Below are 12976 nucleotides of genomic sequence, written 5' to 3' on the forward strand. Positions count from 1 at the left end.
GCATACATTGTCCGATGCGCGACATGCTAAGCTGACCGTCATGAACATGACGGACGCTGCTCGGCTTGAGCAATTGATGAGCCTGATGTGCGAGAGCATCGCACTCGGGCTGGCACAGCAAACGCAACTGGCGTTGGCACGTGCAGATGAGGGGCTTGCACTGCAGCCGGATTTCTTTCCACTGCAGATGCAGCGCGGCCGCCTGCTGCAAGAGCAGGGCCATTACGCCGAAGCCGCAGCCGCCTATCAACATTGTCTCAATACCCGGCCCGATCTGGCCGAGGCCGGCTGGGCGCGTGAGCGCGCATTGCTGGCAGCGGTGCAGCAGTGCGAGCAGCAACTGCGGACTGCCACCGACACATCCGATATTTCCCATTTCGTTTTGCAGCGTGCACAAGCCTTGCATGCGCTGGGACGCCATGTCGAAGCGCTGGACGGGCTGGCCGGCATTCATGCCGGGCGCGCCGGTGATTTCGATGTTCTCAATCTGCAAGCCGACATCTTGCTGCATCTGAACCGCCATGAAGAAGCGCTGGCTTGCTATGTCCGCGTCTCCGCTGAAGGCGCCGACTTTTCCGAGCCCCTGTTGCACTTCAATCGCGGCAACGTATTGCGTCAGATGGGCCGGATGCAGGATGCGCTGGCGGCTTATGAACAGGCGCTGGCAGCGTATCCGCAATTCGCGGAGGCGCGCGTGGCGCGCGGTCATATTCTGCTGATGCACGGTCAATATGAAGAAGGCTGGCGCGAGCATGAGGCGCGCCGCGATATCGCCTTGCTCAAGCAAAACGAGTTGCGCAGCCTCAGTCCGCGATGGCAGGCTGGTTTTGCAGACATGGCGGCGCTGCATCAGAAGACCGTGTTGCTGTGGGCTGAGCAAGGCCTGGGCGATACGCTGCAGTTTGCCCGTTACATTCCGCTGGTGGCTGCCATGGCCTCGCAGGTCATCGTCTGCGTACCGCCTTCGCTGAAAACTCTGCTGGAGTCGGTCTGCGTGCAGGCGGTGGCGGAAGGGCGCTGTCGCTTCATCGACAACGACAAGGAATTGCCGCCGCATGATCTGTATTGTTCGCTGATCAGCCTGCCGCTGATGCTGGAAAAATTTGCGCCGGCCGCAGCGGGTGGCGCTGCTTATCTGGCAGCCGATCCTGTCTTGCGCGAACAATGGGCGCAGCGTCTGGAAGATGCGATTGCAGAAAAAAGGCCCTCGGCCGCGCCGCGCCTGCGCATCGGACTGGCCTGGGCCGGGCGCCAGTACGGCACCGTGAATCACAGCCGCGACATGCGGCTGGCGCACTTGCAGCCTCTGTTCGATCTCGATGCCGATTTCATCAGTCTGCAGCAATCATTGCCTGAGCCCGATGTCGCGGTGGCCGAAGAATTGCCGGCGCTGCATTCCTTTGCGCTGGAGGACTGGTCGCAGACCGCGGCGCTGCTCGCCAATCTGGATCTGGTGATCGCGGTGGATACCTCGATTGCCCATCTGGCCGGCGCGCTGGGTAAACCGCTTTGTCTGATGCTGCGGCTGGAAGGTGAATGGCGCTGGGGCGTGGCGCCGCACACGACAGATTGGTATGCCTCGGCACACCTGTTTCGTCAGAGTCAGCGTGGAGAATGGGGGGCAGTGGTTGCCGCCGTACGCGATTACTGTGCCGGCCTGATTGCTGTTGCCTGATTGCCGCAGCGCTTTCGTCACCATAAAAAATGGCTGCATTGTGCAGCCATTTTATTTTTGGGCAGTGTTGAAGCGCTGAGTCGTATATCGTACACGTCGATATCTCAGCGCAGCATCGATGCGAGCAACACAATCAGTTGGTAGGGCTGAGATCAGCGGCGATGCTGTTTCATGGCGGCCTGCACTTCACGCTTGCCGTCGCGTTCCTTTTCAGTCTCGCGCTTGTCGTGTTGCTTCTTGCCCTTGGCCAGGCCGATGTCGCATTTGACGCGGCCCTTGCTGTAATGCAGGTTCAGCGGCACCAGCGTGTAGCCGGAGCGCTCGACCTTGCCGATCAGCTTGCTGATTTCGGCCGCATTGAGTAGCAGCTTGCGGGTGCGCGTGGTTTCGGGATGGACGTGGGTCGAGGTGCTGGTCAGCGCGCTGATATGCGAGCCGAACAGGAAGACTTCGCCGCCGCGCACGATCACATAGGCTTCTTTCAGCTGCGCGCGCCCGGCGCGGATCGCTTTGACCTCCCAGCCTTCCAGGACGATGCCTGCCTCGAATCGCTCTTCGATGAAGTAATCGAAAAAGGCTTTTTTGTTATCAACAATGCTCATCTAATGGTGGTCGGTTAAAATTTCAACTTTGCGATTTTATCAAACGGACCACCTTCAATGGCAGTCGTACACAAAACCGTCCTGATCAACTACAGCGCCGAACAGATGTTTGCGCTGGTGGACAAGGTCGAAGACTATCCTGAATTCCTGCCCTGGTGTGGCGGAGTTGAAGTCAGCGAACGCGGTGAGAGCACGCTCACCGCCAAGCTCAAGATCAATTATCACGGCCTCAAGCAGTCGTTCAGCACCCAGAACACCAATGTGCCGCCGACCAGCATGACCATGCGTCTGGTGGAAGGGCCGTTCAAGCATTTCGAGGGCCGCTGGAATTTCAAGCCGCTGCGGGCTGACGCCTGCAAGATCGAGTTCGATATGGAATATGAATTTTCCAGCCGGATTCTGGAGTCGGTCATCGGTCCGGTATTCAGCATGATCGCCAACAGCTTCGTGGATTCATTCTGCAAGCGTGCCGAACAGATATATGGCTGAACCCGCCCAATTGCAAGTCCGGATCTGCTACGCCACGCCTCAGCTGCAGGTCGTGCGCGAGCTGCTGGTGCCGGCCGGCGCAACGGTGCAGCAGGCCATCATGCTGAGCGGACTGCTGCGCGAACATGCGGCCATCGATCTGACCAGCTGCCGCGTCGGCATCTACGGCAAGCTGAAAGAGATGGATGCGCCGGTGCGCGATCAGGACCGTATTGAAATCTACCGCCCGCTGATTGCCGATCCGATGGAGTCGCGCAGGCGCCGCGTCACGCACAAGGCGGCCAGGCCCGTTCAGCAGGGCGGCTGAGGCTGCGCCTCTTCAGGCTCGCGCGTTGCGCCTGTTCTCATTGTCTGTGCGCCAACTCTTCACGCCGCGTTTCTGAAGAAATGCGGCGGCTTTGCCACAGCTGTCGCGTGTAGCCATGTAAAACTCAGCAGCAACAAGACGCAGGCAAAGCTTTTCTGTATAATTCGCTTTTGCGCCTATAGGAAACACTATGCGTCTTCTCCAAAAAGCACTCACATTCGATGACGTGCTGCTCGTTCCGGCCCATTCGGACATCCTCCCTAAAGATACTTCGCTCACGACTCGCCTTACCCGCAAGATCACGTTGAACATTCCGCTCGTCTCTGCGGCAATGGATACCGTGACCGAAGCCGGCCTGGCCATTGCCATGGCGCAAGAAGGCGGCATTGGTATCGTTCACAAGAATCTGACGCCGAAAGAACAGGCGCGTGAAGTCGCCAAGGTCAAGCGTTTCGAATCCGGCGTGGTGCGCGATCCGATCACTATCCCGCCGACCATGAAGATCCGCGACGTCATCGCTCTGTCGCAACAGCATGGCATCAGCGGCTTCCCGGTGGTTGAAGGCAAGAGTCTGCTGGGCATCATCACCAATCGCGATCTGCGGTTTGAAGAAGACTTGAACGCCGAAGTGCGCGCCAAGATGACGCCGCGCGACAAGCTGGTCTACGTCAAGGAAGGCGCCGATCCGGAAGAAGCCAAGCGCCTGATGAACAAGCACCGCCTGGAACGCGTCATGGTCGTCAACGATGCTTTCGAGTTGCGCGGCCTGATCACCGTCAAAGACATCCAGAAATCCACCGAACATCCTTTCGCCTGCAAGGACGAACAAGGCAAGCTGCGCGTAGGCGCTGCGGTCGGCGTCGGTCCTGATAATGATGAGCGCATCGAACTGCTGGTTGCCGCCGGCGTCGACGTCATTGTGGTCGATACCGCACACGGGCATTCGTCCGGCGTCCTGAACCGCGTCAAATGGGTCAAGACCCGTTACCCGCACGTGGAAGTGATCGGCGGCAATATCGCCACCGCGGCGGCGGCCAAGGCACTGGTCGAACACGGCGCGGATGCGGTCAAGGTCGGTATCGGTCCCGGCTCGATCTGCACCACCCGTATCGTGGCCGGCGTCGGCGTGCCGCAGATTACTGCAATTGCAAACGTCGCTGAAGCACTGCGCGGCACCGGCGTGCCGGTCATCGCCGACGGCGGCATCCGCTTCTCGGGCGACGTCGCCAAGGCACTGGCAGCCGGCGCATCGAGCGTGATGATGGGCAGCATGTTCGCCGGTACTGAAGAAGCACCGGGCGAAGTGATTCTGTACCAAGGTCGCAGCTACAAGTCGTATCGCGGCATGGGCTCGCTGGGCGCAATGGCCGACGGTTCGGCCGACCGCTACTTCCAGGACGGCGACAACACCGCCGACAAGTTCGTGCCGGAAGGCATCGAAGGCCGCGTCGCCTACAAGGGCAGCGTGGTGGCGATCCTGTATCAGCTGGTCGGCGGCGTGCGCTCCTCGATGGGCTACTGCGGTTGCGGTTCCATCGACGATTTCCGCGAGAAGGCGGAGTTCGTCGAGATCACCTCGGCCGGCATGCGCGAATCGCACGTGCACGATGTGCAGATCACCAAGGAAGCGCCGAACTATCGCGCAGAGTAATTGATGAGCCGGTTGCCGAAGTCGTCGCTGGCCTCGCGCCAGGCAGCAGTGCCTTTCATTCTGGTGACGGTACTGTTCGACGTCCTCGGCTTCGGGCTGATCATTCCGGTATTGCCGGCGCTGGTCGGTCAGTTTGCGCAGGATCCGGCTTCTCAATCCTATTGGTATGGGCTGCTCAGCGCGGTCTACGGTCTGATGCAGTTTGTCTGCGCACCCTTGCTCGGCGCCTTGTCGGATCGTTTCGGGCGACGTCCGGTGATCCTGATCTCGGTGTTCGGCCTCGGTCTTGATTTTCTGCTGCTGGCCTTTGCGCCATCGCTCACCGTGATCTTGCTGGCGCGCGTGATCGGCGGCGCCACGGCGGCCAATTTCTCGGTCGCCAATGCTTATATCGCAGACGTGACCAGCGGTGAAGAACGCGCCAGAAGTTTCGGTCTGATCGGCGCCGCCTTCGGCGTCGGCTTCATCCTGGGGCCGGTGATCGGCGGCTTTCTGGCCGTGGTCGATTTGCGTTTGCCCTTCTTTTTTGCCTCGGGCCTGGCTGCGCTCAACTGGTGTTACGGCTATTTTGTACTGCCGGAATCCCTGCCTGCAGAGCGCCGCAGCCGTTTCAAACTGGCCAATGCCAATCCGTTTGCGGCCTTGCGCGGGCTGGCTCGTCTGCAAGGTGTGGGCGGTCTGGTTGGCGTGTATGCCTTCAGCATGCTGGCGCAATTCGTGCTGTACACGGTCTGGGTGCTGTATGGCACCTTCCGTTTCGGCTGGGGGCCGGAAGAAAACGGCGCATCCTTATTCATGGCCGGTGTCGTTTCAGCGGTGGTGCAGGGCGGTCTGCTCGGCATGCTGCTCAGGCGCTGGGGCGAGATGAAGGCCATGCAGATCGGCTTTTGTTCCGCCATCGTGGCTTACATCTGTTATGGTCTGGCGCAGCAAAGCTGGGTCATGTATTGCATCATCTTCGGCAATTTTCTGGCCGCGATTTCGGCACCGGCGATTCAGGGACTGATTTCAAAAGCAGTTGATCCCAAAGAGCAGGGCGTAATGATGGGCGCGCTGACCAGCATCAATAGCGTCACCATGATTGTGGCGCCTTTGATCGGCGCACCGATGCTGGCCGAGGTCAGCAATTTGCCCAAGTCCGACTGGCGCATCGGCAGCGTATTTTTCGTCTGCGCCGGGCTGCAGGCGATTGCCTGGTTACTGGCGCTGCGCTTGAGCGGCAGGAAAGAATTCAAGGCTGCTTAGCGAGCAAATCAGCAGCATGCAACATCTGGCAATCGCCGCCTTGCCAGGCACGATTTTTTAGTATCAACGCAGCACAGGTTTCGAGACTGAACTGCAAAGAACCGATTTTTATTTTTCCGACTGACTTCACACAGCCACCGCTCACTGCCATGCACTCAAAAATTCTGATTCTCGATTTCGGTTCCCAGGTTACCCAGCTGATCGCACGCCGCGTGCGCGAAGCCGGTGTGTTTTCCGAGGTCTTTCCCTATGACGTCAGCGATGAGTTCGTGCGCAACTACGGCGCCGCCGGCATCATCCTGTCGGGCGGACCGAACAGCGTGACCGAAGGCGACACACCGCGCGTGCCGCAATCGGTGTTCGAACTGGGCGTGCCGGTGCTCGGTATCTGCTACGGCATGCAGGCCATGGCGCTGCAACTGGGCGGCGTGGTTGAAATGGGCCATCTGCGCGAATTCGGTTACGCCGAACTGCGCGCGCATGGTCACACCGCCTTCCTGGAAAACATCAGCGACTTCACCAATGCGCAAGGCCACGGCATGCTCAAGGTATGGATGAGCCACGGCGACAAGGTCAATGAAATGCCGCCCGGCTTCAAGCTGATGGCTTCCACCGGCAACTGCCCGATCGCCGGCATGGCCGACGAAGAGCGTCGTTTCTACGCCGTGCAGTTTCACCCTGAAGTCACCCACACCTTGCAAGGCAAGGCCATGCTGGGCCGCTTCGTGCACGAAATCTGCGGCTGCAAATCGGACTGGAACATGCCGGACTACATCTCCGAAGCCGTCGAATCGATCCGCAAGCAGGTCGGCACCGACGAAGTGATTCTCGGCCTGTCCGGCGGCGTCGACAGCAGCGTGGCGGCGGCCCTGATCCACCGCGCCATCGGCGACCAGCTGACCTGTGTGTTCGTCGACCACGGCCTGCTGCGCCTGGACGAAGGCAAGATGGTCATGGAGATGTTCGGCAAGAACCTCGGCGTCAAGGTGATCCATGTCGATGCGACCGATCAGTTCATGGGCCATCTGGCCGGCGTGACCGATCCGGAAGCCAAACGCAAGATCATCGGCCGCGAGTTCGTCGAAGTGTTCCAGGTCGAATCGGCCAAGCTCAAGAGCGCCAAGTGGTTGGCGCAAGGCACCATCTATCCGGACGTGATCGAAAGCGCCGGCAAGGGCAAGAAGGGCGCGCACACCATCAAGAGCCACCACAATGTCGGCGGCCTGCCTGAGACGCTGAACCTGAAGCTGCTGGAACCGCTGCGCGAACTGTTCAAGGATGAAGTCCGTGAGCTGGGCGTGGCGCTCGGTCTGCCGCATGAAATGGTGTATCGCCATCCATTCCCGGGCCCAGGTCTGGGCGTGCGCATCCTCGGTGAAGTGAAGAAGGAATTCGCGGATCTGCTGCGTCGCGCCGATGCCATCTTCATCGAAGAACTGCGCAACACCAAGGACGAAGACGGCCAGAGCTGGTACGACAAGACCAGCCAGGCGTTCGCTGTGTTCCTGCCGGTCAAGTCGGTGGGCGTGATGGGCGACGGCCGCACCTACGAATACGTGGTGGCCTTGCGCGCAGTGCAGACGCAAGACTTCATGACCGCACACTGGGCGCACCTGCCGCACGAACTGCTGGGCCACGTATCGAACCGCATCATCAACGAAGTACGCGGCATCAACCGCGTGGTCTACGACATCTCGGGCAAGCCGCCTGCGACGATTGAGTGGGAATGATTTTCCCCTTGGGGACGCATTTCTCAGCATGACCCGTTGCTTGAGTCACGATCAAAGCCCTGTTTGTACAGGGCTTTGTATTTTGGATTGAGCAACTGGATGGAGAAGCGGCGCCTGGCCGTTCCTGCATGGTAGGCAAGCATCTGCGCACGAGCTGGGTGCGGTGGCGGATGACGGATAATAGCGCCCACCTCTTTAAAGCATCATTTTTGGAATTCCCTCATGGAAATTAAAGTCAACTTCCTCGACAAGCTGCGTCTCGAAGCCAAGTTCGATGACTTCACCGTTATCGCCGATCAGCCCATCCGCTACAAGGGCGACGGCTCGGCACCTGGACCTTTCGATTATTTCCTGGCCTCGTCGGCCTTGTGCGCGGCTTACTTCGTGAAGTTGTACTGCAACACGCGCAATCTCTCGACCGAAAATATTCGCCTCTCGCAGAACAACATCGTCGATCCGGAAAACCGCTACAAGCAGATCTTCAAGATTCAGGTCGAGCTGCCTGCCGATTTCTCGCCGGCCGACCGCAAGGGCATCCTGCGCTCCATCGAGCGCTGCACGGTGAAGAAGGTGGTGCAGGAGGGGCCGGATTTCGTCATCGAGGAAGTCGAGAATCTCGACGCCGATGCCCAGTCGTTGCTGACCGCCAGACCCGATACCGATGCCAGCACCTATATCCTCGGCAAGGATCTGCCGCTGGAGCAGACCATCGCCAACATGTCGGGCGTTCTCGCAGAGCTCGGCATCAAGATTGAAATCGCTTCGTGGCGCAACATCATTCCCAACGTGTGGTCGCTGCATATCCGCGATGCCCATTCGCCGATGTGCTTCACCAACGGCAAGGGCGCGACCAAGGAAAGCGCGCTGGCCTCGGCGCTGGGCGAGTACATCGAGCGCATCAGCAACAACCATTTCTACGCCGGCGCGTTCTGGGGCGAAGAAATCGCCAACGCCGAGTTCGTGCATTACCCGAACGAGCGCTGGTTCAAGCCGGGCCGCAAGGATGCACTGCCGAAAGAGATTCTGGATGCCTACTGTCTGGACATCTATAACCCCGACGACGAGCTGCGTGCTTCGCATCTGATCGACACCAACTCCGGCAATGCGCAGCGCGGCATCTGTGCGCTGCCGTATGTACGGCAGTCGGATGGCGCGGAGGTGTATTTCCCGTCCAACCTGATCGAAAACCTGTTCGTCAGCAACGGCATGAGCGCCGGCAATACGCTGGCCGAAGCGCAGGTGCAATGCCTGTCCGAAATTTTCGAACGGGCGGTCAAGCGTGAGATCCTGGAAGGCGAAATCGCCTTGCCGGATGTGCCGCAGGAAGTGCTGGCGAAATATCCCGGCATTCTGGCCGGGATTGCCGGTCTGGAAGAGCAGGGCTTTCCGGTGCTGGTGAAAGATGCATCGCTGGGCGGCGTCTATCCGGTGATGTGCGTCACGCTGATGAATCCGCGCACCGGCGGTGTGTTTGCCTCATTCGGCGCGCATCCGAGCTTTGAAGTAGCGCTGGAACGCAGTCTCACGGAGCTGCTGCAAGGCCGCAGTTTTGAAGGCCTCAACGATTTGCCGCGGCCTACCTTCGCCAGCGAAGCCGTGACCGAGCCCAACAATTTTGTCGAACACTTCATCGATTCCAGCGGCATCGTGTCGTGGCGCTTTTTCAGTGCCAAAACGGATTTCGAATTTGTTGAGTGGGATTTTTCCGGCCAGGGTGAAAATTCCAATGCAGATGAAGCCGCGACCTTGTTCGGGATTCTGGAGGGCATGGGTAAAGAAAGCTATATGGCGGTGTACGACCAGTTGGGTGCCACCGCCTGCCGGATTCTGGTGCCCGGGTATTCGGAGGTCTACCCGGTCGAGGATCTGGTCTGGGATAACACCAACAAGGCGCTCTTGTTCCGCGCCGACATTCTGAACCTGCATCGCCTGGATGATGCCGCGCTGGAAGCGTTGCTTGAGCGTCTGGAGAACAGTGAGCTCGATGAGTACGGCGACATCGCCACCCTGATCGGCATCGAATTTGACGAAAATACCGAGTGGGGTCAGCTGACGGTGCTGGAGCTGAAGCTGCTGATTCAGCTCGCCTTGCAGCAATTTGAAGAGGCGCATGAGCTGGTCGGCGCCTTCCTCCAGTACAACGACAATTCGGCCGAGCGCGGCCTGTTTTATCAGGCCTTGAGTGTGGTGCTGGAGGTGCTGCTCGACGACGAGCTGGAGCTGGATGATTACGAAGTCAACTTCCGCCGTATGTTTGGCGACGTCCGGATGGATGCCGCAATGGGCGCGGTGGACGGCAGCGTGCGCTTCTTTGGTTTGACGCCGACCAGCATGCAACTGGAAGGGCTGGAGCGTCACCATCGCCTGATCGACAGCTACAAGAAACTGCACAAGGCGCGGGCTAAAGCGGCCGCCGGCGCCAGTTAAGCGGGCCGTATCAGAATCAAGCATGCACACATTAGAACAACTCCGTTCCGGAGAGCTGGCCGGCATTCGCCGTCTGAAATTGTCTTGTGGTCTCACCAGCTTTCCAGGCGAGATCATGGATCTGGCGGAGACGCTGGAGATTCTCGATCTGTCCGGCAATGCGCTGTCGGCGCTACCCGATGATCTGGCGCTGCTGAGCAAACTGCGCATTATTTTCTGTTCCGACAATCAATTCACCGAACTGCCTGAAGTGCTGGGCACTTGCAGCGAGTTGAGCATGGTCGGTTTCAAGGCCAATCAGATTCGCACGGTAACGGCGCAGTCTCTTCCCGCCAGATTGCGCTGGCTGATTCTGACCGATAACCAGATCGAAGAACTGCCGTCCGACATCGGCAACCGTCCTGCGCTGCAAAAGTTGATGCTGGCCGGTAATCGCTTGCGATCGCTGCCGGCAGCGCTGGCCAACTGCAAGAATCTGGAATTGATCCGCATCGCCGCCAATCAACTCGCAGAGATGCCGGCTTGCCTGCCGGCGTTGCCGCGCTTGTCCTGGCTGGCGTATTCGGGCAATCCGTTTTCTGCCGCCTTGGAAGCGCGCGCCCTGAATGCGCCTGCAGTTGCAGAAGTCAGCTGGAAGAGCCTGGCGTTGCAAGAGTTATTGGGCGAAGGCGCGTCCGGCTTCATTCATCGCGCTGCTTACCGCGACGCGGGTAATGACTCCGCACACGTTGCGCTCAAGCTGTTCAAGGGCGCGGTCACCAGCGATGGTTCGCCGCAGTGTGAGATGGCGGCGTCCATCAGCGCCGGCCGCCATCCGAATCTGATCAACGTCATCGGCAAGGTCAACGATCATCCCTCGGGCATCAGCGGGCTGGTGATGGAACTGATCGATCCTGAATTCAAGAATCTGGCCGGGCCGCCGAGTCTGGATTCCTGCACGCGCGACGTCTATCCGGGCGATGCTGGTTTCGATCTGCCGGCGGCGCTGGATATCGCGCGCGGCATCGCTTCCGTCGCCCGCCATCTGCATGCGCAAGGCATCATGCATGGCGACCTCTATGCGCATAACATTCTGCATTGCGAACAAGGCCGGGCTCTGATCGGCGATTTCGGCGCGGCTTCATTCTATGCGCGCGAAGACCGGTCTTCGGCAGAGTGGCTGCAGCGGCTGGAGGTGCGGGCTTTCGCCTGCCTGCTGGAAGAACTGCTTGAGCGCTGCCATGCCGTCGCCGGCGACGAGTCTGCGCTGGCCACGCTGGATGATCTGAAGACCGCCTGTTTCAGCGAAGACAGCGCACGTCGTCCTTTGTTTGCCGAAATTGATGAGCGGCTGCAGGCGTTGATCGCCGGACTGGATCATCGGCCTGTGTCTGCCTGACGCCCCTGGCTGGTGCCGGCTGCTTATAAAAAACCGCATCGCCGGCAACGATGCGGTTTTTTTATGGCCGGCGTTTCTACAAATCAGATGGCGGGAAAACCATGGCGCCGTGCGCGCCAGGCCACCAGCAATGCCGGCGGCAGCAAGATCAATAAGGCCCAGGGAAGCGCATTCACGCCGCGTGTTTCCAGCAACACGCCGCCGGCCAGACCGCCGCCGGCAATCGCCAGATTCCACACCGTGACGATCATCGATTGCGCCACATCGGCGCCATCGCCGGCAGTCTTGGCGGAGGCGGTCTGAAACAGCGTCGCCGCACCGCCGAAGGCCAGGCCCCAGAGTGCGATGCCGGCATAGATGACAAGCGCACTGCCATCGGCCAGTGCCAGCATCAGCGCCGCCACGATAAACAGCAGGCTGCTGCTCAACACCAGCGCGCGCAGCCAGCGGTCGATCAGCAAGCCCACCAACCAGATGCTGAGCAAGGCCGTCAACCCAAACACCAGCAGCACCAGGTCGATCTGCGTCGCCATGCCGGCGCGTGCCAGAAACGGCGCGATATAGGTGTACAGCACATTGTGAGCCAGCACGAACGCCAGCGTCACGAACAAGACCGGTCGCACGCCGGGCCGCATGAACACCTGGCGCAAGCTCAGGCGGTGGCCTGCAGACTGGCCGGCGAAATCGGGCACACGGGCGATCACCCAGCCGATCAGGATCAGCGTCAGCACACTCATGATGCCGAAGCACACGCGCCAGCCTATCAGCCCGCCGAGAAAGGTGCCGGCAGGAATCCCCAGCGACAAGGCCAGCGGTGCGCCGACCATGGCGACCGCAATCGCGCGCCCTTGCAGGTGTTCCGGCACCATACGCGCGGCATAGCCGGCGGCCAGCGCCCACAGCAGTCCGGCAAACACGCCAGCGAAAAAGCGCGCCACCAGTGTCAGCGCATAAATGCCTGAGAGCGCAGTGATCGTGTTCACCACCGCAAAGCCGGCGATGGCCACCAGCAGCAGCTTGCGGCGGCGCCAGCCTTGCGTCATGGCCGTCAGCGGAATGGCGGTCAGCAGCGATCCCATGGCGTACATGGTGACCAGCTGCCCGATCAGCGCTTCCGAGCTTTGCAGATCGGCGCTCATCTGCGGCAGCAGACCGGCCGGCAAGGCCTCGGTCAGAATGGTGATGAAGGCAGCCAGCGCCAAGGCCAGCAAACCGCTCAGCGGCAGGCGGTCGACGTTGGCGGGCGTTGCAGGAGCCGGTTTGGCGTCGGCAAGTTCGGCAGGGCAAGGTGGATTGGTGGAAGTCATTGGCATTAAAGATGAATGATGGGGCAGAGCCTGGTGTCGCAGACAACTGGGGGCCGGCAGTAACAAGGCCTCGGAGCGCAACGATAAGCCAGGCATCCATTTTTGAGAATAAGGCTATAGTTCACAACACAAAGGACATAAATGTCATGAATGAGCATGCCTTGG

General features: G+C 60.0%; 10 protein-coding genes. 8 read left to right on the forward strand and 2 right to left on the reverse strand.

The window, feature by feature from the left end:
• Window positions 1-40: 40 nt before the first annotated feature.
• Window positions 41-1675 carry a tetratricopeptide repeat protein gene (locus PQR62_RS12765; protein ID WP_408158324.1) on the forward strand — a complete coding sequence of 545 codons (1635 nt, stop codon included), beginning with the start codon at window positions 41-43 and terminating at the stop codon, window positions 1673-1675.
• A 152-nt stretch (window positions 1676-1827) separates the two neighbouring features.
• Here the strand turns inward: PQR62_RS12765 and smpB are convergent, their stop codons facing one another.
• Complete coding sequence (gene smpB / locus PQR62_RS12770) at window positions 1828-2277, reverse strand: SsrA-binding protein SmpB (protein ID WP_408158325.1); 450 nt, start codon at window positions 2275-2277, stop codon at window positions 1828-1830.
• 57 nt (window positions 2278-2334) lie between these two features.
• Between smpB and PQR62_RS12775 the strand changes: the two genes are divergently transcribed.
• The 7 genes from PQR62_RS12775 to PQR62_RS12805 all read left to right on the forward strand — a co-directional run bounded on the left by PQR62_RS12775 (window position 2335) and on the right by PQR62_RS12805 (window position 11504).
• The gene (locus tag PQR62_RS12775; RefSeq protein WP_408158326.1) at window positions 2335-2766 is read left to right on the forward strand and encodes a type II toxin-antitoxin system RatA family toxin; all 432 of its coding nucleotides are present in this window, start codon (window positions 2335-2337) and stop codon (window positions 2764-2766) included.
• Entirely contained in the window at window positions 2759-3073 is a 315-nt protein-coding gene (locus tag PQR62_RS12780) for an RnfH family protein (RefSeq protein ID WP_408158327.1), read from the forward strand. Before PQR62_RS12775 ends, PQR62_RS12780 begins: the two co-directional genes overlap by 8 nt.
• Before the next feature lie 190 nt (window positions 3074-3263).
• Entirely contained in the window at window positions 3264-4724 is a 1461-nt protein-coding gene (gene guaB, locus PQR62_RS12785; protein ID WP_408158328.1) for an IMP dehydrogenase, read from the forward strand.
• Window positions 4725-4727: 3 nt separating this feature from the next.
• On the forward strand, window positions 4728-5969 hold the full coding sequence (locus PQR62_RS12790) for a TCR/Tet family MFS transporter (RefSeq protein ID WP_408158329.1): 1242 nt from the start codon (window positions 4728-4730) through the stop codon (window positions 5967-5969).
• A 149-nt stretch (window positions 5970-6118) separates the two neighbouring features.
• A complete protein-coding gene (gene guaA / locus PQR62_RS12795) occupies window positions 6119-7699 on the forward strand; it encodes a glutamine-hydrolyzing GMP synthase (RefSeq protein ID WP_408158330.1) in 1581 nt (526 codons plus the stop codon).
• A gap of 222 nt (window positions 7700-7921) precedes the next feature.
• Window positions 7922-10126, forward strand: a complete 2205-nt coding sequence (locus PQR62_RS12800; protein ID WP_408158331.1) for an OsmC domain/YcaO domain-containing protein — start codon at window positions 7922-7924, stop codon at window positions 10124-10126.
• Window positions 10127-10148: 22 nt separating this feature from the next.
• Window positions 10149-11504 (forward strand): leucine-rich repeat-containing protein kinase family protein, encoded by a 1356-nt coding sequence (locus PQR62_RS12805; RefSeq protein ID WP_408158332.1) that lies wholly within the window; start codon window positions 10149-10151, stop codon window positions 11502-11504.
• Window positions 11505-11587: 83 nt separating this feature from the next.
• On the opposite strand, the gene PQR62_RS12810 is transcribed toward PQR62_RS12805, so the two are convergent.
• A complete protein-coding gene (locus PQR62_RS12810; RefSeq protein WP_408158546.1) occupies window positions 11588-12811 on the reverse strand; it encodes an MFS transporter in 1224 nt (407 codons plus the stop codon).
• Window positions 12812-12976 lie beyond the last annotated feature (165 nt).

This window comes from Herbaspirillum lusitanum (assembly GCF_046025995.1).
Classification (GTDB): domain Bacteria; phylum Pseudomonadota; class Gammaproteobacteria; order Burkholderiales; family Burkholderiaceae_D; genus Herbaspirillum; species Herbaspirillum lusitanum_A.